The organism is Streptomyces sp. NPDC002144 (genome assembly GCF_053593695.1).
This window is the reverse complement of sequence record NZ_JBSFDB010000033.1, coordinates 37,366-56,963: the sequence shown is the minus strand read 5'-3', so window position 1 is coordinate 56,963 and position 19,598 is coordinate 37,366. Positions and strand designations below refer to the sequence as shown.

At 71.1% G+C, this 19,598-nt stretch carries 19 protein-coding genes; 12 read left to right on the top strand and 7 right to left on the bottom strand.

Annotated elements, in window-relative coordinates:
* Positions 1-51: 51 nt before the first annotated feature.
* Together scy and mce are read right to left on the bottom strand one after the other, a co-directional pair.
* A complete protein-coding gene (gene scy, locus ACWCQ1_RS37015; protein WP_451028341.1) occupies positions 52-3,930 on the bottom strand; it encodes a polarized growth protein Scy in 3,879 nt (1,292 codons plus the stop codon).
* 209 nt (positions 3,931-4,139) lie between these two features.
* Positions 4,140-4,580 (bottom strand): methylmalonyl-CoA epimerase, encoded by a 441-nt coding sequence (gene mce, locus ACWCQ1_RS37010; protein ID WP_133044700.1) that lies wholly within the window; start codon positions 4,578-4,580, stop codon positions 4,140-4,142.
* A gap of 149 nt (positions 4,581-4,729) precedes the next feature.
* On the opposite strand from mce, the gene ACWCQ1_RS37005 reads away from it, so the two are divergent.
* From ACWCQ1_RS37005 to ACWCQ1_RS36995, 3 genes are all read left to right on the top strand, one after another.
* A complete protein-coding gene (locus ACWCQ1_RS37005) occupies positions 4,730-5,932 on the top strand; it encodes an acetyl-CoA C-acetyltransferase (RefSeq protein WP_358593975.1) in 1,203 nt (400 codons plus the stop codon).
* A 51-nt stretch (positions 5,933-5,983) separates the two neighbouring features.
* The gene (gene meaB / locus ACWCQ1_RS37000) at positions 5,984-6,940 is read left to right on the top strand and encodes a methylmalonyl Co-A mutase-associated GTPase MeaB (protein WP_358593974.1); all 957 of its coding nucleotides are present in this window, start codon (positions 5,984-5,986) and stop codon (positions 6,938-6,940) included.
* 162 nt (positions 6,941-7,102) lie between these two features.
* Positions 7,103-8,404, top strand: a complete 1,302-nt coding sequence (locus ACWCQ1_RS36995) for an MFS transporter (protein WP_451028340.1) — start codon at positions 7,103-7,105, stop codon at positions 8,402-8,404.
* Between the two features lie 77 nt (positions 8,405-8,481).
* Here the strand turns inward: ACWCQ1_RS36995 and ACWCQ1_RS36990 are convergent, their stop codons facing one another.
* From ACWCQ1_RS36990 to ACWCQ1_RS36975, 4 genes are all read right to left on the bottom strand, one after another.
* Positions 8,482-8,958 (bottom strand): MarR family winged helix-turn-helix transcriptional regulator, encoded by a 477-nt coding sequence (locus ACWCQ1_RS36990; protein WP_133044704.1) that lies wholly within the window; start codon positions 8,956-8,958, stop codon positions 8,482-8,484.
* Positions 8,959-9,050: 92 nt separating this feature from the next.
* Positions 9,051-9,848 carry an AIM24 family protein gene (locus ACWCQ1_RS36985; protein ID WP_133044762.1) on the bottom strand — a complete coding sequence of 266 codons (798 nt, stop codon included), beginning with the start codon at positions 9,846-9,848 and terminating at the stop codon, positions 9,051-9,053.
* A gap of 2 nt (positions 9,849-9,850) precedes the next feature.
* Entirely contained in the window at positions 9,851-10,501 is a 651-nt protein-coding gene (locus ACWCQ1_RS36980; protein WP_133044761.1) for an AIM24 family protein, read from the bottom strand.
* A 1-nt stretch (position 10,502) separates the two neighbouring features.
* Positions 10,503-11,135 (bottom strand): AIM24 family protein, encoded by a 633-nt coding sequence (locus ACWCQ1_RS36975; RefSeq protein WP_133044763.1) that lies wholly within the window; start codon positions 11,133-11,135, stop codon positions 10,503-10,505.
* Positions 11,136-11,294: 159 nt separating this feature from the next.
* Between ACWCQ1_RS36975 and ACWCQ1_RS36970 the strand changes: the two genes are divergently transcribed.
* The 5 genes from ACWCQ1_RS36970 (at position 11,295) to ACWCQ1_RS36950 (ending at position 14,128) form a co-directional block, all read left to right on the top strand.
* Entirely contained in the window at positions 11,295-11,639 is a 345-nt protein-coding gene (locus tag ACWCQ1_RS36970) for a DUF3817 domain-containing protein (protein ID WP_133044705.1), read from the top strand.
* The gene (locus ACWCQ1_RS36965; RefSeq protein ID WP_133044706.1) at positions 11,636-11,929 is read left to right on the top strand and encodes an MTH1187 family thiamine-binding protein; all 294 of its coding nucleotides are present in this window, start codon (positions 11,636-11,638) and stop codon (positions 11,927-11,929) included. Before ACWCQ1_RS36970 ends, ACWCQ1_RS36965 begins: the two co-directional genes overlap by 4 nt.
* 134 nt (positions 11,930-12,063) lie before the next feature.
* Complete coding sequence (locus ACWCQ1_RS36960) at positions 12,064-12,825, top strand: hypothetical protein (protein WP_451028356.1); 762 nt, start codon at positions 12,064-12,066, stop codon at positions 12,823-12,825.
* A complete protein-coding gene (locus tag ACWCQ1_RS36955; RefSeq protein WP_358593972.1) occupies positions 12,822-13,502 on the top strand; it encodes a DUF4166 domain-containing protein in 681 nt (226 codons plus the stop codon). The genes ACWCQ1_RS36960 and ACWCQ1_RS36955 overlap by 4 nt, the downstream gene beginning before the upstream one ends.
* Entirely contained in the window at positions 13,499-14,128 is a 630-nt protein-coding gene (locus ACWCQ1_RS36950) for a TetR/AcrR family transcriptional regulator (protein ID WP_133044709.1), read from the top strand. The genes ACWCQ1_RS36955 and ACWCQ1_RS36950 overlap by 4 nt, the downstream gene beginning before the upstream one ends.
* A 291-nt stretch (positions 14,129-14,419) precedes the next feature.
* Here the strand turns inward: ACWCQ1_RS36950 and ACWCQ1_RS36945 are convergent, their stop codons facing one another.
* Complete coding sequence (locus ACWCQ1_RS36945; RefSeq protein WP_358609465.1) at positions 14,420-15,403, bottom strand: ArsR/SmtB family transcription factor; 984 nt, start codon at positions 15,401-15,403, stop codon at positions 14,420-14,422.
* A gap of 71 nt (positions 15,404-15,474) precedes the next feature.
* On the opposite strand from ACWCQ1_RS36945, the gene ACWCQ1_RS36940 reads away from it, so the two are divergent.
* The 4 genes from ACWCQ1_RS36940 to ACWCQ1_RS36925 all read left to right on the top strand — a co-directional run bounded on the left by ACWCQ1_RS36940 (position 15,475) and on the right by ACWCQ1_RS36925 (position 19,439).
* A complete protein-coding gene (locus ACWCQ1_RS36940) occupies positions 15,475-16,722 on the top strand; it encodes an MFS transporter (RefSeq protein ID WP_451028339.1) in 1,248 nt (415 codons plus the stop codon).
* A gap of 10 nt (positions 16,723-16,732) precedes the next feature.
* Positions 16,733-17,242: a MarR family winged helix-turn-helix transcriptional regulator gene (locus ACWCQ1_RS36935; RefSeq protein WP_133044712.1), complete on the top strand. Its 510-nt coding sequence runs from the start codon at positions 16,733-16,735 to the stop codon at positions 17,240-17,242.
* A gap of 73 nt (positions 17,243-17,315) precedes the next feature.
* Complete coding sequence (locus tag ACWCQ1_RS36930) at positions 17,316-17,654, top strand: DUF3817 domain-containing protein (protein WP_133044713.1); 339 nt, start codon at positions 17,316-17,318, stop codon at positions 17,652-17,654.
* A gap of 84 nt (positions 17,655-17,738) precedes the next feature.
* Positions 17,739-19,439, top strand: a complete 1,701-nt coding sequence (locus ACWCQ1_RS36925) for an acyl-CoA mutase large subunit family protein (RefSeq protein ID WP_358609457.1) — start codon at positions 17,739-17,741, stop codon at positions 19,437-19,439.
* The last annotated feature ends 159 nt before the right edge of the window (positions 19,440-19,598 follow it).

The following is a 19,598-nucleotide window of genomic DNA, read 5'->3' as shown; positions in this document are numbered from 1 at the left end:
TTGGTCAAAGGCCCCAGACCGCACCCGAATTGCTGTCGGTCAGCTGTCCGACTAGCCGTCCGACGGCTTACCCGAACGAGGGGCGCCGACCGCCGCGCCCGCCTTGACGCCACCGTCCTTGCCCCCGGCGGGAGCCTCGAAGGACTCCAGTGCCTCCAGCACGTCCTGGACCCGGGAGATCTCGGCGTTGATGTCCTCGCGCCGGCGCACCAGGATCTCCAGCTCGCGCTTGCCCTCCTCGACCGTGGCCTTGGCCTCGCGGATCGCCTCGGCCTTCAGCTCCTCGGCCTCCCGCACGAGCGCCGCCTTCTTCTGCTCGGCCTCCTTCAGCAGGCCCTCGGCCTTCTTCACCGCGGCGATACGGACCTTGCCCGCCTCGGAGTTGGCCTCCGAGACCAGCTCCTTGGCCTTCGCCTGCGCCTTGGCCAGCTGCTCCTCGGCGGCCTTGATGAGCGCGTCGCAGCGGTCGCCGGTCGACTTCATCGTCTCGGCGGCCTCGCGGCGGGCCCGCTCGTGCAGCGCCTCGATCTCGCCCGTGATGCGGTCGCGCAGCTCCTCCGCGCGCTCGCGGATCTGGGTGGCGTCCCGGCGCGCGCCGACCAGCAGCTCGTCCGCGTCCGTACGGGCCTGCTCCACCAGCGAGTTGCCCTCGACCGTCGCCTCGGAGACCAGCCGGTCGGCCTCCGTGCGGGCCGCGCCCACCATCGAGTCGGCCTGCGCCTCCGCGTCGGCGGTGGTCTTGTGGGCCTGCTGCTGTGCCTCCGTCAGCAGCTTGTCCGCCTCGGCCGTGGTCTCCGTGATGAGCGTGTCGACCTGCTCGGCCACGTCCTGGCGCCGCTTGTTGGCCTCCCTGCGCACCTCGTCGAGCGTCCGCTCGGCCTCCTCGCGCGCGGAGTTGACCAGCCGCTCGGCCTCCGCCGCCGCCTCGGACCTGACCCGCTCGGACTCGCCGCGGATCCGCTCGGCGTGCCGCTGGGCCGCGCCGACCGTCTCCGCGGCCTCGGCGCGCAGCCGCTCCGCTTCCCCGGTGGCGTCCGCGAGCAGGTTCTCCGCCTTGGCGACCGCCTCGGCCCGCACCCGCTCGGCCTCAGTGACCGTGTCATTGCGCAGCCGGTCGGTGTCGCGGATCGTCTCCGTGGTGAGCCGCTCGGCCTCGTTGCGGGCCTCGGTGATCAGGGTGTCGGCCTGCGTCGCCGCGTCCGAACGGATGCGGTTGGCGTCCTCACGGGCGTCCGCCCGGGTGCGCGCGGCCGCCTGCTCGGCCTCGGCGAGGGCGTCGGAAGCCTCCGTACGCACCCGCTGGGCGTGCTCCGCCGTCTCCGAGCGCAGCCGCTCCGCCTCCGCGATCGCCTCGCCGACGGTCCGCTCGGCCAGCGCCTTCGCCGCGTCCGTCTCCTCGGCCGCCTCGCGCCGGATGCGGCCCGCGTCCTCGCTGGCCCGCTCCCGCTCGGCGTACGCGTCGGCGCGGACCCGGTCCGCCTCCTCCTGCGCCTCGCGCCGGGTGCGGTCGGCCGCGTGCTCGGCGGCGCTGCGCAGCCCGGTGATCTCCTCCTGGGCCTGCTCGTGCAGCCCGGCCACCGAGTCCCGTACCTGCTGGGCGTGCTGCTCGGCCGCCGACACCATCTCGTTGGCGCGCCGGTCGGCCTCCTCGACCAGCCGGACCGCCTCGGCCTGCGCCTCCTCGACCCGGTTGCGGGCGGAGGCCAGCAGCTCCTCGCTCTGCTCGCGGGCCCGCTCACGCTCCTGGTCGGCCTCGGCCCGCGCGGCACCGAGGGTGTCCTCGGCCTCGCGCCGGCGCCGGTTGGCCTCCTCCTGCGCGGCGGCCAGCGTCTCCGAGGCCTCCGCGCCCAGCCGCTCGGCCGCGGCCAGTGCCTCTGCCCGCATCCGGTCGGCCGCGTCCTGCGCCTCCGACTTCAGCCGCTCCGCCTCGGCCGCCGCCTCCGAACGCAGCCGTACGGCGATGGCCTCGCCCTCGGCGCGCGAGGCGGACGCGTCCGACGCGGCCTCGTCCCGGAGGCGTTCGGCCTCCGCCTCGGCCTGCTGCTGCAGCGTACGGATGCGCTCGGCGGCCTCGGCGCGCAGCCGCTCCGTCTCCTCGGCGGTCTCCCGGCGGATCCGGGACGCCTCCTCGCGGGCGTCGGTCAGCGCCTGCTCGGCGGCGGCCAGGCGCTCCTCGGCCTCCGTGTGCAGCCGCGTCAGCTCGGCGGCGGCCTCCGCCCGGCGGGCCTCTATCGCCCGCTCGGTCTCCTCGCGCAGCTCGAGCGCGGCCCGCTCGGCGTCGGCCTTGATGCCCTCGGCCTGCTCGACGACCTCCTCGCGGTGCCGCTCGGCCTCCTGGCGGGTGCGCTGCAGGGTCTCCTCGGCCTGCCGGCGCAGCGTGGTCGCCCGCTCGATGGCCTCCGTACGGACCTTCTCGCTGTCGGTGGTGGCCTTCTGGCGCAGCTCGTCCGCGTCCTGCCGGGCCTTCGACAGCAGCTCCTCGGCGGTCTTGGCCGCCTCCTCGATCTGCGCCACGGCCTCCTTGCGGGCCTCCGCGCGGATCTTCTCGCCCTCCGCGACCGCGTCGGCGCGCAGCTGCTCGGCCTCGCCGCGCAGCCGGCGGGCCTCCTCCTGCAGCTCGACCGTCTTGGCGCGGTACTCCTTGGTGTCGTCCTTGGCGGCGCCCTTGAGCTGCTCGGCCAGGTCGTGCGCCTCGGCGCGCAGCCGGTCCGCCTCGGCCTCGGCCTCGGAACGGATCCGCTCGGCCTCCTCGGCCGCCGCCTTGGTGGTGTTCCGCGCGTCCTCCTGCGCCCTGTTGAGGACGTCCTCGGCCGTCTTGGCCGCCTTGGACAGCTGGGTCGCGCTCTCCTCGGCGGTGATCGTGCGGGCCTTCTCGGAGGCCTCGGCGACGATCCGCTCGGCCTCGGCGCGGGCGTCCGCGACGGCCTGCTCGGCGTCCGCCTTGGTGGCCTCCGCCTCCTTGGTGGCCTCGCTGACCAGCCGGGCGACCTGCTCCTTCGCCGTGCGCGTGCGCTGCTCGTTGGCCGACTCGGCGCTCGACAGGGCCTTCTCGGCCTGTGCGGTGGCCTCGGTGACCAGTTTGTCGGCCTCGGCCTGCGCCTTGCGCAGCGCCTCCTCGGCCTCCGCCATGCGCTGTTCGGCGGCCCGGCTCAGCTCCTGTGCCTGACGGCGGGCGCTGTCGGACTCGGTGGCGGTCGAGGAGCGCAGCTGCTCGGCGTGGTCGGTGGCCTCCTGGGCCTGCGTGGAGGCGGCGTTCAGCAGCCGCTCGGCGTCGGTGCGGGCCCGGCGCAGGATCTGCTCGGCCTCCGCGCGGGCCGCCTCGGCGTCGGTCTGCAGCCGCTCGCGGGCCTCCCGGGTCAGCCGCTCGGCCTCCGCGCGGGCGGCCGCCATGGCCTGCTCGGCCTCGGCACGGGACTCCTCCAGCAGCCGGCGCGCCTGGGCCTCCGTACGGGCGCGCAGCTGTTCCGCCCACGCCACGTTCTCGTTGACGTGCGACTCGACGGTCTGCCGGCGCTCGGCGAGCTCCTGGTCCAGCTGCTGACGGCGGGTGACCGCCTCCTGGTGCAGCTCCGCCTGCAGCCGCGCGGCCTGCTCGGCGTGCTCCTGCAGGATGCGCTGGGTCTGCGCCCTCGCCTGGCTCAGCTCGCGCTCGGCGTCCTGGCGCAGCTGGTCGGCCTGGATCTGGGCGTTGCGCAGCAACTGCTCGGCCTGGTAGCCGAGGTCGCCGCCGCCGAAGTCGGGGCGGGACATGATGGTGCGGCGCGCCTCGTGCAGCTTGGCGCGCAGCACCTCGACCTGGTAGCCGAGGTCCTCGGCGTGCTGGATCGCCTTCTCCCGCTCGGTCTTCAGCCGATCCATCTCGGCCTCGAACCGAGAGAGGTGGTCGACGTCAGCCGCCGGCTCTCGCTCCTGGCGTTCGTAGCCCCGCACTGCGCGGTCCCATCCGTCCCCTGGTCGCAGGTCTGCCCATACGAGCTCCGTCCTCCGCCGAACGGGGCCCCCGGGGAATGGTGTCAGATCAACGGCGGAGCATGGGCTGCTGCCCCGACGCTCGCCCCCCGAAACCCGGACCCCGGCGTGCGGCCACCCCTCGCTCGGGAGCGACCGCCCCCAACCCTACCGGCCCCTCTGTACGAGGGTCAGTGCTCAGGTGACTCAACAGACGCCGAAGTGACCAGTTCTGTCAGTACGCCATGGCAATCCTTGGGATGCAGGAACGTGATCCGTGACCCCATGGAGCCACGTCGCGGCTCTTCGTACAGCACGCGCACGCCCTTGTCCTTGATGTCGGCGGCGTCGGCGTCCACGTCCGCGGTGCCGAAGGCGATGTGGTGGACACCCTCGCCGTTCTTGTCGAGCCACTTCGCGACGGTCGAGTCCGGCCGCGTCGGCTCGAGAAGCTGCAGGTAGGAGGCACCGCCGTCGGAGGTCTCGTTGATCTTGAGCATGGCCTCGCGGACGCCCTGCTCCTCGTTGACCTCGGAGTGGAACACCTCGAAGCCGTATGTGGCCCGGTAGAACTCGACGGTCTTGTCGAGGTCGAAGCAGGCGATCCCGATGTGGTCGATTCGCGTCAGCATGTTTGTCAGTGCAGCGCGCTTCGGATGGTTACGCAACGTGCGCGCGATCACACCGACGGCCCGATGACGGCACGGAGTGCCACTCAGTACCTTTGAGGTAAACCCTCGTTCACTCCTCGGCAGTGCAGCCGGTAAGGGGATCGCAGCTCATGTCTGGATCGAACAGCACGACCTCGGTGATCGTCGCGGGCGCCCGTACGCCCATGGGGCGGTTGCTGGGCTCGCTGAAGTCCTTCTCCGGAGCCGACCTCGGCGGCTTCGCGATCAAGGCCGCCCTCGACCGTGCGGGGATCGGTGGCGACCAGGTGCAGTACGTCATCATGGGCCAGGTGCTCCAGGCCGGGGCGGGGCAGATCCCGGCACGCCAGGCCGCCGTGAAGGCGGGCATCCCGATGAGCGTCCCGGCGCTCACCATCAACAAGGTGTGTCTGTCCGGCCTCGACGCCATCGCTCTCGCCGACCAGCTGATCCGCGCCGGCGAGTTCGACGTGATCGTCGCGGGCGGCCAGGAGTCCATGACCAACGCCCCGCACCTGCTGCCGAAGTCCCGCGAGGGCTTCAAGTACGGCGCGATCGAGATGCTCGACGCCATGGCGTACGACGGCCTGACCGACCCCTGGGAGAACATCCCGATGGGCCAGTCCACCGAGAAGCACAACACCCGCCTCGGCATCCAGCGCCCCGAGCAGGACGAGATCGCCGCGCTGTCCCACCAGCGCGCCGCCGCCGCCCAGAAGAACGGCGTCTTCGAGGCCGAGATCACCCCGGTCGAGATCCCGCAGCGCAAGGGCGAGCCGGTCGTCTTCAGCAAGGACGAGGGCATCCGCGCCGACACCACCGTGGAGTCCCTGGGCAAGCTGCGCCCGGCGTTCACCAAGGACGGCACGATCACCGCCGGCACCTCCTCGCAGATCTCGGACGGCGCGGCGGCCGTCGTCGTGATGAGCAAGGCCAAGGCGCAGGAGCTGGGCCTCGCGTGGATCGCCGAGATCGGCGCCCACGGCAATGTCGCCGGGCCGGACAACAGCCTGCAGTCCCAGCCGTCCAACGCGATCCTGCACGCCCTGAAGAAGGAGGGCCTGGGGGTCGAGGACCTGGACCTCATCGAGATCAACGAGGCCTTCGCGGCCGTCGCGGTCCAGTCAATGAAGGACCTCGGCGTGTCCACGGAAAAGGTGAACGTCAACGGCGGGGCGATCGCCCTGGGCCACCCCATCGGCATGTCCGGCGCCCGGCTCGTCCTGCACCTGGCCCTGGAGCTCAAGCGCCGGGGCGGCGGTGTCGGCGCGGCCGCGCTGTGCGGCGGCGGCGGTCAGGGTGACGCCCTGATCGTGCGGGTACCCAAGGCCTGAGACCCTCCTTCGTACGTATCTGTCGTACGTGCCTTCCTGAACGGAGCTGTGATGCAGGACGTCTCCACACTCGTCGCCCAGGCGAGGGAGGGCCGGCCGCGTGCCGTGGCCCGGCTGATCTCCCTGGTGGAGGGGGCGTCCCCGCAGCTGCGGGAGGTCATGGAGACCCTGGCCCCGCTGACGGGCAACGCGTACGTGGTCGGTCTGACCGGCTCGCCCGGCGTGGGCAAGTCGACCTCCACGTCCGCGCTCGTCACCGCGTACCGCAAGCAGGGCAGGCGGGTCGGCGTCCTGGCCGTCGACCCGTCGTCCCCGTTCTCCGGCGGTGCCCTGCTGGGCGACCGCGTCCGGATGTCGGAGCACGCCTCCGACCCCGGCGTCTACATCCGCTCCATGGCCACCCGCGGCCATCTGGGCGGCCTCGCCTGGGCCGCCCCGCAGGCGATCCGCGTGCTCGACGCGGCGGGCTGCGACGTGATCCTCGTCGAGACGGTGGGCGTGGGCCAGTCGGAGGTCGAGATCGCCTCCCAGGCCGACACGTCGGTGGTGCTGCTGGCGCCGGGCATGGGCGACGGCATCCAGGCGGCGAAGGCCGGGATCCTGGAGATCGGTGACGTGTACGTCGTCAACAAGGCCGACCGCGACGGCGCCGACGCCACCGCCCGCGAGCTGAACCACATGCTGGGCCTTGGCGAGTCCCGCGGTCCGGGCGACTGGCGCCCGCCGATCGTCAAGACGGTCGCCGCCCGCTCGGAGGGCGTCGACGAGGTCGTGGAGGCGCTGGAGAAGCACCGCGCCTGGATGGAGGAGCGGGGCGTGCTGGCCGAGCGCCGGCTGGCCCGTGCGGCCCGCGAGGTGGAGACCATCGCCGTGACCACCCTGCGCGAACGCATCGGCGACCTGCACGGCGACCGCCGGCTCAGCGCGCTGGCGGAACGGATCGTCGGCGGGGAGCTGGACCCCTACCGCGCCGCGGACGAGCTGGTGGCGGGTCTGACGGAGAGCTGACCCCGGCTCGAAATCCCATGGCGACCCCCACCCCACGCTGTTAAGTTGCCCGCATGTTCCTCCTCTTGGCATAGGGCCCGCCCCGGCCCGCGCCGACCGTGAAGCACGGTCCGCGCGGCGATCAGGCGTCCCCTTTCCGCCTCGTCGAGTCGAGGAACTCCCGTGTCTTCCACGCCCGTCGGGCGGCGGCCGTCGTACGCCGTCGTCCTCCGTGTCCCGCATGCCCGCCGCACCTTCGCCTTCGCCCTGCTCGGCCGGCTGTCGTACGGCGTCGTGCCGCTGTCCGTGATGCTCGCCGTGACCCGGGCCACCGGGTCCTACGCGGTGGCGGGCACCGTCATGGCGCTCTTCGGCGGCACCAGCGTCTTCCTGTCGCCCGCGAGGGCGGCCCTGATCGACCGGTACGGCCCCCGCGGGGCTCTGGTGCCGATGACGGCCGTCTATGCGTCGCTCCTGGGGCTCCTGACCGTGCTGGTCCGGCGCCCCGGCGTCCCCGCCCTCGCCCTCGGCGCCGTGACCGCCGCGGCGGGTGCCTGCACCCCGCCGCTGGGCCCGACCATGCGCGCGGTGTGGACCCGCCTCGCCCCGGACCGGGCACTGCTCCAGCGCGCCTACAGCCTCGACGGGGTCGCCGAGGAACTCCTCTTCGTCTCGGGCCCGTTGCTGGTGGGCCTCCTGGTGGGCGCGAGCTCGCCGGCGACCGCGATCGCCGTCGGAACCACCCTGATGCTGGCAGGCACGGCGGGTTTCGTGACCTCACCGGCGGTACGGGCACCGGGGCCCGCCGAGAAAACCGCAGCCGACGGGGCGAGCGCATCGCGCGAGGAACGCCGTCAGCCCGCAAGGAGGCGTGCCGTCCTGCGCGGGATCCTCCAGCCCGTCGTCGGGGCCGTCGGTGTGGGGCTCGCTCTCGGTGTGGTGGATCTGGTGGTCGTCGCCTTCGCCGAGCAGCGTGGTCAGGGGGACGACGCCGTGGCCTGGACGCTGGCGGCGCTCTCGGGCGGGAGTGCCGTCGGGGGGCTGCTCAACGGGGCCGTGGCATGGCGCGTCCCGGCGCGGATGCGGTTGCCGTTCACCGCCGTCGGGCTGGGGCTGGCGCTGCTCGGGGCCGGGTTCGCGGACGGGCTCGGCACGCTCGCCGCCGTGCTCGCGGTCTCCGGGTTCTTCGTCGCGCCCGCGCTGACCACCGCCTATCTCGTCGCCGACGAGGCGGCCGCGCCCGAGGCGCGGGTGCGGGCCGGCGCCTGGGTCAACACCGGTGTCAACGCGGGCAGTACGGCCGGTGCGGCCGCCGCCGGGCTCCTGCTGGGCGGCCTGCCGACGGCACTGTGCTTCGCGGCGGCCGGTGCGACGGCGCTCCTGACCGCCCTGGCCACGTCGAGGGGCGCCGTCCGGACCCGGCGGGACACGCCCAGCACGCTGCCGCAGCGCGACGCCGAGGAGGAGCGCACGCATGCCCTGTGACGCCCCGCGTCCACGGTCCGCGAGACGCCGGCAGGCGGAACCCCGCACTGGGTGCCGCCTGCCGTGCGTCCCGTCGGTCAGGGGCGCCCCCGCTGCCCGCGCAGGTGTTCCGCGATGGGCTTCAGGGCCTTGTCGAGCTCCGACAGGGCCTCGGGGGACAGCAGGTCGATGAAGTGCCGCCGCACGGACGCCACATGATGGGGCGCGACCTTCTGCATCGTCTCCATGCCGTGCTCGGTCAGCACCGCGTAGAGGCCGCGCCGGTCGGACTCGCAGTTCTCGCGCCGGACCAGGTTGGCGTTCTCCATACGGGTGATCTGGTGGGAGAGGCGGCTCTTGGACTGGAGGGTGGCGGACGCGAGGTCGCTCATTCGCATCCGTACGTCCTCCGACTCGGAGAGGTTCACCAGGATCTCGTAGTCGTTCATCGTCAGCCCGAACGGCTGAAGGTCCCTCTCGAGCTGGTACGTCAACAGCCTGTTGACCTCCAGGTGGGTGCGCCAGGCGCACTGCTCCGCATCGGTCAGCCAGCGCGTGGCCGTCTCGGTCTCCATGAATGAAGTCTACCTAAAAGGTTGAAAGGCGAACTAGTGAGGGTTGTGTGGCGCCGTGCACGCGTTCGACGTCACACTCCGCAGACTACCGCTCACAGCCCGAAGCGACGCTGGAGGTCACCCAGCTGTCCGGGAAGGCGCGGTGCGCCTGCCTGCTGTGAGGGGCCTGTGAAGCCCCCGCCGCCACCGGGTACCCCCGGCTCGTGCGGAACCGCTCCCGTGGCCTGCTCGGCCATCAGGGTCTCGGACGACTGGAGCAGGACCGTGCCCGCCCCGACGAACTCGAACTGGTGCTCCTCCCCGGAGGCCCCGCCGAGGCCCGTCATCGCACGTAGACCGCCCATGACGCCCGTCATGTAGCCATGGTCGTAGTGATGGCACGGTGACGGGCAGTCGGCCCACCCGACGAGCGCCTGAGGGTCCACCCGGATCGGGGGTTCCATGAACACCACCGGACCGTTAGATGCAGCCACGAACTTTCCGGTTCCGATGAGCGTGAGAAAGCCCGGGACGATCGACTGCTTGAGCGCGAGACTTGGCTGAAAAGCGAGGAGGTTGCCCGAGCGAATGGTCAGGTTGCCGTCGTCCAGGTCGTAGGAATTGACGTCGAAGGCCCGGTCGGCGAGGAGCATCTTGCCCGAGCCCTCCGCCACGACCCAGTCGCTCGCGTGCAGAGGCGAATGGAAGGACGTACGGACAAGTCGGTCGAGCCGGCCGTGCCCGACGCCGTTGAACTCCATCTGCCCGTAGTAGGCGATCATCTTCCCCTTCTGCAGGAACCACTGGCTCCCCTTGAGCTCCACGCAGAAGGTGTACTTGTTGACGTTGTCGTCGACCGGCAGTGTCATCGGGTCGTAGACCGTCGGGCCGCCGCCCGGAGCCCCGTACATGCTCACAGCTTCTCCTCCGAGGCCTGGACGTAGACCACGCCGTTGCCGCTGAGCTCCAGCTGGAAGGCCTCGCCGGAGCCCCGGCCCACCATGTCGCGCCAGCCCAGGGCGGTCGACAGCTTGTTGCGGACGTCGCCGTGGTGGGCGACGTAGGCCTGCGGGTCGACATGCACGGCACGCCCCGGAGTGATCGGCACCTCGAAGACACCGCCGTGGGCCATCACCGCGACCGAGCCGACGCCCTGCAGGGTGGTCGTGAACAGGCCCTGGCCGGTGACCTGGCCCCGCACCATGCCCATGACCCCGCCCTGCGAGCCCATGAACATCGTGCCCTGGCGCAGTGTGCCCTCGAAGGCCAGCAGCCGGTCCGCCTCCACGTACAGCGTGTCGCCGGTGAGGTTGATGACCTGCACATGGTGGCCGCCGTGCCCGAACATCACCGTGCCGCTGCCCTCGACGCTCATCAGGGGTGTCGCCTCATTGGCGATCCGCCGCCCGATCATCGACATGACCCCGCCCTGCCCGCCCTGGATGTTGGGCGTGAAGGACACGTCGCCCTTGTAGGCGAGCATCGCGCCGCGCTGACTGAACAGCCGCTGCCCCGGCACCACCGTGGCCTCGATCATCTTGGAGTTGATCTCACGGAAGGCCACGTCACACATCCCCCGCGATCGTGTTCCGCTCACTCGGCTGCACGTACACCAGCCCGTCCCCCTCGAACCTGATCTGGAAGGCCTCGCCGCCGCCTTCCCCGAAAAAGGTGCGGAAGGTCACACCGGACTGGAACGACTGCCGCAGATTCCCCTGATGGGCGATGTAGGCGCCCGGATCGACGATCAGCGGGTACTGGGCGCTCACCCGCAGCACCACGGCCGGCCCGTCCGACATGATCGCCGCCTGTCCGTGCCCCTCGACGGTCGTCGTGAACAGCCCGTTGCCCTGCGAGGCGCCCCGCAGCCCCGTGAAGGTGGTCCCCGTCCGCAGCCCGGCGTCGGTCGCCAGCAGATTGCTCGACTCCACGAACAGCTTGTCCCCCTGGAGGCTGACGAGATTGATCTCCGAAGCCCGGTCGGCGAACCAGCAGGTCCCCTGCCCGCGCACCTCCATCACGGTCATCTGCTCACCGGTGAGCCGCCGCGTCACCATGCCCCGCAGGCCCTCACCCCCACCACTCAGCTTCTTGAAGGCCATCTGCCCGTCGTACGCGACCATCGAGCCGTTCTTCGCCTTCACGGCGTCCCCGGTCATGTCGACGGCGAGCACCTTGCTTCCTTGAAGTCGGAACATCGCCACGCTGCGAAGGTAGCCGCACGGCGGGTGGACGGAACAGATCCCGCGGGTGGAGAGGGACCCTGAGCGCACCCCTAGGGGCAGTGTTTGTCACAATGGGCGAACGCTTGTGCTTCCGTTCACAAAGAGCGACCTGTCTCCCACCGAAGGTGACCCGTGGACCTCAAGACCGCCACCGCCATCCGCCGCCTGCGGCTCGTCTCGGCCCCCGAGGCCGTGTCCTTCCTGCTCCTGCTGGTCTGCTCGGTGCTGAAGCGGACCACGGACTTCAACGCGGTGCCGGTCATGGGCATGGTCCACGGCGTCCTGTTCATCCTGTACGTGATCTTCTGGGCCGACGCCTGGAACCGCACCAAGTGGCCGCTGAAGACCGGCGCCCTCTACTTCGTCCTCTCGGTCCTGCCGACCGGCGGCTTCTTCGCCGAGCGCAAGCTGAAGCGGGCCGCCGAGGACGAGGTCATCGCCTCGCGCGCCCGCAAGGAAGGGATCGTGAACGCATGATCGTCGCCTTCTCCGTGACACCGCTCGGCGTCGGCGAGGACGTGGGGGAGTACGTGGCCGACGCCGTCCGGATCGTCCGCGAATCCGGCCTCCCCAACCGCACCGACGCGATGTTCACGTCGATCGAGGGCGAGTGGGACGAGGTCATGGACGTCGTCAAACGCGCGGTCGCCGCCGTTGAAGAGAGAGCACCGCGCGTCTCCCTGGTCCTCAAGGCGGACATCCGCCCCGGAGTGACGGACGGCCTGACGTCCAAAGTCGAAACGGTGGAACGACACCTCTCCCGCTGACACCAGCAAACCCCGGCCGCCCGCGGCCGGGGTTTTCTCGTACCCCCGTTTGAGCGATCGCTCAAAACCCGCTACATTCACCCCCAAGCAGCTTGAGCACTCGCTCAAACTCCTTGCTGACCTGGGGGATTCACATGGGCCACACCGGCCTCTACATAGAGGCACGCATCCGCGCCGACCTGGACGACCTCTGGACCCGCACACAGGACCCCGCCCAGCACCAGCGCTGGGACCTCCGCTTCACCGAGATCATCTACCTCCCCCGCGAAGAGGGCGAGCCGCAGCGCTTCCGGTACGCCACGCGCATAGGGCCGTTCCTCACGGTCGCCGGAACCGGGGTGTCGGCCGGCGAGCGCGAACGCCCGGACGGCACCCGCACCTCCGCCCTCCGCTTCTCCGCGCCGCACCCCCTCTCCCTCCTCGCCGAGGGCAGCGGTTACTGGCGCTACGTCCCCGACGGCGACGGCGTCCGCTTCCTCACGGGCTACGACTACCGCCCGCGTTGGGGCCGCCTGGGCGCCACCGCCGACCGCCTCCTCTTCCGCCCCCTGATGGGCTGGGCGACGGCCTGGTCCTTCGACCGGCTGCGGCTCTGGCTGGAGCGGGGCGTCACCCCGGAGCGAGCCCTGGCCAACTGGCTCACGGAGCTGGTGGTCCGCACCCTCGTGATCACAATCGCCTGCACGGCCCTCGCCCCCGCCGCCTCCCTCCCCCTCCTCGGCCCCTTCACGGCGTCACTGGCCTACCTCTGCCCGCTCCTCCTCACCGTCGCCGTCTGCGTGGCCCTCTTCAAAGCGCCCCTGCCCTGCACCCCGGCCGCCCGCCGCTGCCTGCGCACCCCGCCCACCCGCATCCGGGCGCCCCGCGTCCTGCGCACCCTGGAGAACCCGCGATGACCTCGATCTTCCGCACCGTGATGGGCGCCGACTTCGACCGCCTGCACCCCCAGCTCCAGCGCCGTTTCTCCGTCGGCCTGACCAGCGGCGAGGCCTGCACGGGCAGGGGAGTGATGGACCGCGTCTGGCACGGCGGAGCCTTCGTCAGACCGTTCCTGGCCCTGGGCGCCACCCGCAACATCCTGATCCCCACCCCTGGCCGCAACGTCCCTTTCACGATCGAGAACGTCCCGTACCCGGACACATTCGGCCGTGAGACGGTTACCTTCGTGCGCACCTTCGACCTGCCGGGCCGCCCTCGCCGCTTCGACGCCCAGATGGTGCTCAGCCCCAAGGGCGACCGCGTCCTCGACTACCTCGGCACCCACCAGCACCTGGCCAGCGAACTCCACTTCCACGCCGAGCCCGACGGCTCCCTCCTCATCCGCTCCGGAGAACACCGCTTCCGCGAGGGCGCCATAGACCTACGGGTGCCCGAACTGATCGGCGCCACAGCGGAGGTCCGGGAGTCGTACGACGAGGCAGAAAACCGCTTCCGCATCCAAGTCCGCGTGGTCAACCGCTACTTCGGCCCCCTCTTCGGCTACGAGGGCTCCTTCCGGGCGACGTACACCGACATCCGCACCTGCGGGGTCCGCCCCGGTCTGCGCCCGGTCCGCGAGGAGTCCCGCGCGTGAGCCCCGAGACGACGAAGACCAAACTCCTGGAAGGCGCCCTGCGCGTCCTGACCGACCAGGGCATCGCCAAGACCTCCGCCCGCACCATCGCGACCGAGGCCGGAGTCAACCAGGCCCTGGTCTTCTACCACTTCGGCTCGGTCGACGAACTCCTGGCCCAGGCATGCCGATACGGCGCCGAACAGACAGTGGCCCGCTACCGCACCCGCCTGTCCGAGGTCGGCTCCCTCTCCGAACTCCTCACCGTGGGACGGCAGATGCACGAGGAGGAGCGCGCCCACGGCCACGTGGCCCTCCTCGGCCAACTCCTGGCCGGCGCCCAGACCCACACCACCCTCGGCCCCGCCACCGCGGCCGGCCTCCAACTCTGGATCGACGAAATAGAGAAGGTCCTGACCCGGGTCCTCGCACAGACACCGTTCGGCGAGTTCGCCGACCCACGCGGCCTCGCCCGCGCCGTGGCAGCGTCCTTCGTGGGCATCGAGCTGTACGAGGGAGTGGACGAAACCGGCGCACACGCGGCCCTGGACGCCCTGCAGCAACTGGGCTCCCTCATCGCCGCACTGGAAGACCTGGGCCCGGTCGCCCAACGCGCGGTCCGCCTCCACCTACGCCGACGGACCTGAGGTCGCCGACGGGGGCTCCGCACGAGGCCGCAGGGCGGCTGCGGGCCCGTCGTGCCCGCTCGCGCAGTTCCCCGCGCCCCTGAGGGGCGCGTCGCAGCCGCCGTACGTGCGAAGGGGACGGGGTGGGGGGTGTCCGCCCGCAGTGTCGGGCGTCAAAAGACAGCACCGCATGACCAACAGCACCGCCCGACCGAGGACGGACACCCCCCACCCCGGCCCCGACCCACAACCGAACCGAAGGCGCTACGCCCACCCCCACCGAACCCGCACAGGCGCCGCAGGCATTGAACCTCAGCCACCCCCCGACACCAGCGCGATCCCCAACGGCGTCCGCTCGTACAGCACCTGATGCCCGTACCGCCGCGCGGTCAGCAGCCCGGCATCCCGCAGCAGCGTCAGATGCGCGGAGACGGATGACGGCGCGAGACCGAGCCGATGAGCCAACGCCCCCGTGGCCGCCGGTTCCTCCAGCGCCGCCAGCACAGCCGCCCGCCCCCGCCCCAACAGCCGTACAAGAACATCGCCGGCCGCATCCGCACGCTCCGCCCACAGCCCCCCGATACCCCGGGCCGGATAGGCCAACGTCGGCTGCCACGGCGGCTCGAACGTGCTCACGACGTCCGGCCAGATGAAAACGCTGGGCAGCAGAACGAGCCCCTGCCCGGCCAACCGCCGCTCGTGCTCGAGCCGCATGTCCACCGTGAGCGTCCCCGCCCGCCAGCCGAACCGCCGGTTGATCTCCGGCAGCAGCCCACCCAGCCCCACCTCGGCCAACCGACGCGAGTGAAAGGCGATGTCGGCCTCCAACAAGGTTCGCAGCCGAGGCCAGTCCGGCGCGACCAGCCTGCGCCAGACGCCCTCCATCGCGTCGGACAGCTCCTCCACCATCCCCACCGGATCCCGCAGCCACCGCCGAGCCTGCGGCAGCTCCAACGCACCGGGCGTGTCCGCGAGCGACCTGGCCGTGTCCTCCCGGGCCGCCTCGGGATCACTGGCCCGCACGGCGGCGATCTCCTCCTCGAACGAGGCGGCGGGCCCGATCGGCGGCGGACACAGCCAGTCGGGACAGTGGCCCGGCTGCGGCATCAGCAGCCACAGATCACTCAGATCCAACGATTCCACGGCGTCCCCCATCCGCCGCAGCCAACGCGCGTGATACCCGTGCCGCTCGGGCCGCTTCAGCATGCGCACGACCTCCTGCGTCTCCCACAGCGGCGACACGGCGAACCGACACCGCAGGAAGTCGTCCTCCCCGAAATACAACCGCGACGGCATGACATCTCCCCCAACATTCGGCAGCAACCGAATCTCTAGGATGCCCCGCTCCTCACCCGCACGCTGCGGCCATGCCCGCGCCACCCCAACACGCACCCTCCACCGGCTACAGCACCGTCTTCGCCATCCCCGAATTCCGAGCCGTCTTCGCAGCCCACGCCCTCTCCCTCCTCGGCGTGATCATCAGCGAGATCTCACTCTCCGTCCTGGTCTACGACCTCACCGGCTCGCCCCTCATCAGCGCCCTGACCTTCGCCCTAGGCTTCCTGCCCTACGCCGTCGGCGGCACGCTCCTCGCAGGCATGGCCGACCGCTTCCCCGCTCGCCGAGTCCTCGTGACCTGCGACCTGCTGTGCGCGGCATGCGTCGCGCCGATGGTGATACCGGGCACCCACATCGCCGTACTCCTGGCCCTCCGCTGCTGCCTGGCGCTCGTGTCCCCGGTCTTCCAGGGCACCAGGACGGCCACCCTGGCGGACATCCTGGGCGACGGCGACCGCTTCGTCCTCGGCCGCTCCCTGCTGCGGATCGTGTCGCAGAGCGCGCTGATGATCGGATACGGCCTGGGCGGCCTGCTCCTGATCGCCGTGTCACCGCGCCACGCCCTCCTCATCACGGTGACGACGTTCTGCGCGTCCGCCGCACTGCTCCGCTACGGCACCCACCACCGCCCACCCCGCTTCAGAACCGCTGCCCCCCTGATGAGCGATTCACTGAAGGGCGCCCGCCAAGTCCTGGCCAACCCCCGCACCCGCTCCCTGCTCCTGCTCTTCTGGCTCCCCCCGATGTTCGCCGTGACCCCGGAGGCCCTCGCGGCCCCCTACGCCCACGACCTCTCCGCCGGTTCGGTCGCCCTCGGCCTCCTCATGTGCGCGCTCCCGATCGGTACGATCGCCGGCGAGCTCTACGCAGGCTCGCGTCTGCGCCCCGCGACGAGGGAACGCATCGCCCTGCCCCTGGTCACCGTGACCCTCCTCCCGTACCTCGGCTACGCCCTCCACCCGGGCCTCGCCGTCTCCCTCCTCCTGCTCCTGGTCTCCGGTGCGGGATCGGCGTACACGCTGGGCCTGGACCAGTGGTTCGTACGCGCCGTGCCCGAGGAACTACGAGGCCGGGCGATGACGCTGCTCACGGCCGGGCTGATGACGGTCCAAGGGCTGGGCATGGCCCTGGCGGGGGTCGCGGCGGAATACGCCGGAGTGGCCGCGACGGTCGCCGGCGCCGGCGCCCTCGGCACGCTCACGTGTGTCGTCCTGGCGGTGCAAGCCCGCGCGACCGAAAGGCGAGACGGGGCTGACCACCATGTGACCGGCCGGTAAGGTCAGTGGCGTGCCGAAGCCGCTCAGTCTCCCCTTCGATCCCATCGCCCGCGCCGACGAACTGTGGAAGCGGCGCTGGGGCAACGTGCCGTCGATGGCGGCCATCACCTCGATCATGCGCGCGCACCAGATCCTGCTCGCCGAGGTGGACGCGGTGGTCAAGCCGTACGGACTGACGTTCGCGCGGTACGAGGCGCTGGTGCTGCTCACCTTCTCCAAGGAGGGCGAGCTGACCATGTCGAAGATCGGCGAGCGGCTCCAGGTGCACCCCACGTCGGTGACGAACACGGTCGACCGTCTGGTCAGGTCCGGCCTGGTCGCCAAGCGTCCCAACCCGAACGACGGCCGTGGCACCCTCGCCTCCATCACCGACAAGGGCCGCGAGGTCGTCGAGGCCGCGACCCGTGACCTGATGGCCATGGACTTCGGCCTCGGTGTCTACGACGCGGAGGAGTGCGCCGAGATCTTCGCGATGCTCCGCCCGCTACGGGTGGCGGCGAACGATTTCGACGAGGACTGACGAGGACTGACGAGGACTGACTAGGACCGACCCGGACCAAGATCTCCCGGAACGGGCGGTTACGCTCGACGTCATGAAGAAGAGCGTGCTGACCCGCTACCGCGTCATGGCCTATGTCACCGGTGTGCTGCTGGTCCTGCTGACCCTGGGCGTGATCGCCAAGTACGGGCTTCACGTGGACGGCGCCGACAAGTTCACCACCGTCATCGGCATCGCCCATGGCTGGCTCTACGTCGTCTACCTGGTCTTCGCCTTCGACCTGGGTTCCAAGGCGAAGTGGCCGGTCGGCAAGCAGCTGTGGGTGCTGCTCGCGGGGACGGTCCCCACGGCCGCCTTCTTCGTCGAGCGCAAGGTCACCCACGAGCTGGAGGCCAAGGTCACCGACGGCACCCCCGCGGTCGCCAAGGTCTGACGTACCCCTCCCTCACCGCCGTACGACACACGTACGGCGGTCCCCTGTCGACATTTACTAGGACGTCCAAGTAAATTCGATGGTATGGACGCTGACGCGATCGAAGAGGGCCGCCGACGCTGGCAGGCCCGGTACGACGCCGCGCGGAAGCGGGACGCCGACTTCAGCACGCTCTCCGGGGATCCCGTGGAGCCGGTGTACGGGCCCCGGCCCGGGGACCTGTACGAGGGGTTCGAGCGGATCGGGTGGCCGGGGGAGTTCCCCTTCACGCGCGGGCTGTACTCGACCGGGTACCGGGGCCGGACGTGGACCATCCGGCAGTTCGCCGGGTTCGGGAACGCCCAGCAGACCAACGAGCGCTACAAGATGATCCTCGGCCACGGAGGCGGAGGCCTGTCCGTCGCCTTCGACATGCCGACCCTCATGGGCCGCGACTCCGACGACCCCCGGTCGCTGGGCGAGGTCGGGCACTGCGGGGTCGCGATCGACTCGGCCGCCGACATGGAGGTGCTGTTCGACGGCATCCCGCTCGGGGACGTGACGACCTCCATGACCATCAGCGGGCCGGCCGTCCCGGTCTTCTGCATGTACCTCGTCGCCGCCGAGCGGCAGGGCGTCGATCCGGCGGTGCTCAACGGCACGCTCCAGACCGACATCTTCAAGGAGTACATCGCCCAGAAGGAGTGGCTCTTCCAGCCCGAGCCCCATCTGCGGCTGATCGGCGACCTGATGGAGTACTGCGCGGCCGGCATCCCGGACTACAAGCCGCTGTCCGTCTCCGGCTACCACATCCGCGAGGCGGGCGCGACGGCCGCGCAGGAGCTCGCCTACACGCTCGCCGACGGCTTCGGATACGTGGAACTGGGGCTCAGCCGCGGGCTGGACGTGGACGTGTTCGCGCCCGGGCTGTCCTTCTTCTTCGACGCGCACGTCGATTTCTTCGAGGAGATCGCCAAGTTCCGGGCGGCGCGCAGGATCTGGGCGCGGTGGATGCGGGACGTGTACGGGGCCCGGTCCGAGAAGGCCCAGTGGCTGCGCTTCCACACGCAGACCGCCGGTGTCTCGCTCACCGCCCAGCAGCCGTACAACAACGTGGTCCGTACGGCCGTCGAGGCGCTCGCCGCGGTGCTCGGCGGCACCAACTCGCTGCACACCAACGCCCTCGACGAGACCCTCGCGCTGCCCAGCGAGCAGGCCGCGGAGATCGCGCTCAGGACCCAGCAGGTGCTGATGGAGGAGACCGGGGTGGCCAACGTGGCCGATCCGCTGGGGGGTTCGTGGTACGTCGAGCAGCTGACCGACCGGATCGAGGCCGACGCCGAGAAGGTCTTCGAGCGGATCAAGGAGCGGGGTCTGAAGGCCCACCCCGACGGACGGCACCCCATCGGGCCCGTCACCTCCGGCATTCTGCGAGGGATCGAGGACGGCTGGTTCACCGGCGAGATCGCCGAGTCCGCGTTCCGCTACCAACGAGCCCTGGAGAAGGGGGAGAAGCGGGTCGTGGGCGTCAACGTCCACACCGGGTCGGTGACCGGCGACCTGGAGATCCTGCGAGTCAGCCACGAGATGGAGCGGGAGCAGGTCCGCGTGCTGCGCGAGCGGAGGACGGCGCGCGACGAGACCGCCGTACGGTCCGCGCTCGACGGCATGCTCACCGCGGCCCGTTCGGGCGCCAACATGATCGAGCCGATGCTGGACGCCGTACGCGCCGAGGCGACGCTGGGCGAGATCTGCGGGGTACTGCGGGAGGAGTGGGGCGTGTACACGGAACCCGCCGGGTTCTGAGGAAACCGTGCTCCCACCGCGCTCCCACTGCGTTCTCCCACTGCGTTCCCACTGCGCTCCCCGACCCCGCCGGATCCCGGCGCCCGGCGGGGTGAATCGATTCGCCTTCTTCTCCACCGTCAATCCCACGCATACCATCGGCACCGTCGATCGACTGTG

Coding starts and splice junctions, on each gene's coding strand:
- mce (WP_133044700.1), bottom strand. CDS start 4,580: ATGCTGACGCGAATCGACCACATCGGGATCGCCTGCTTCGACCTCGAC.
- ACWCQ1_RS37005 (WP_358593975.1), top strand. CDS start 4,730: ATGTCTGGATCGAACAGCACGACCTCGGTGATCGTCGCGGGCGCCCGT.
- meaB (WP_358593974.1), top strand. CDS start 5,984: ATGCAGGACGTCTCCACACTCGTCGCCCAGGCGAGGGAGGGCCGGCCG.
- ACWCQ1_RS36990 (WP_133044704.1), bottom strand. CDS start 8,958: ATGGAGACCGAGACGGCCACGCGCTGGCTGACCGATGCGGAGCAGTGC.
- ACWCQ1_RS36985 (WP_133044762.1), bottom strand. CDS start 9,848: ATGTACGGGGCTCCGGGCGGCGGCCCGACGGTCTACGACCCGATGACA.
- ACWCQ1_RS36975 (WP_133044763.1), bottom strand. CDS start 11,135: ATGTTCCGACTTCAAGGAAGCAAGGTGCTCGCCGTCGACATGACCGGG.
- ACWCQ1_RS36965 (WP_133044706.1), top strand. CDS start 11,636: ATGATCGTCGCCTTCTCCGTGACACCGCTCGGCGTCGGCGAGGACGTG.
- ACWCQ1_RS36960 (WP_451028356.1), top strand. CDS start 12,064: ATGGGCCACACCGGCCTCTACATAGAGGCACGCATCCGCGCCGACCTG.
- ACWCQ1_RS36955 (WP_358593972.1), top strand. CDS start 12,822: ATGACCTCGATCTTCCGCACCGTGATGGGCGCCGACTTCGACCGCCTG.
- ACWCQ1_RS36945 (WP_358609465.1), bottom strand. CDS start 15,403: ATGCCGTCGCGGTTGTATTTCGGGGAGGACGACTTCCTGCGGTGTCGG.
- ACWCQ1_RS36940 (WP_451028339.1), top strand. CDS start 15,475: ATGCCCGCGCCACCCCAACACGCACCCTCCACCGGCTACAGCACCGTC.
- ACWCQ1_RS36930 (WP_133044713.1), top strand. CDS start 17,316: ATGAAGAAGAGCGTGCTGACCCGCTACCGCGTCATGGCCTATGTCACC.
- ACWCQ1_RS36925 (WP_358609457.1), top strand. CDS start 17,739: ATGGACGCTGACGCGATCGAAGAGGGCCGCCGACGCTGGCAGGCCCGG.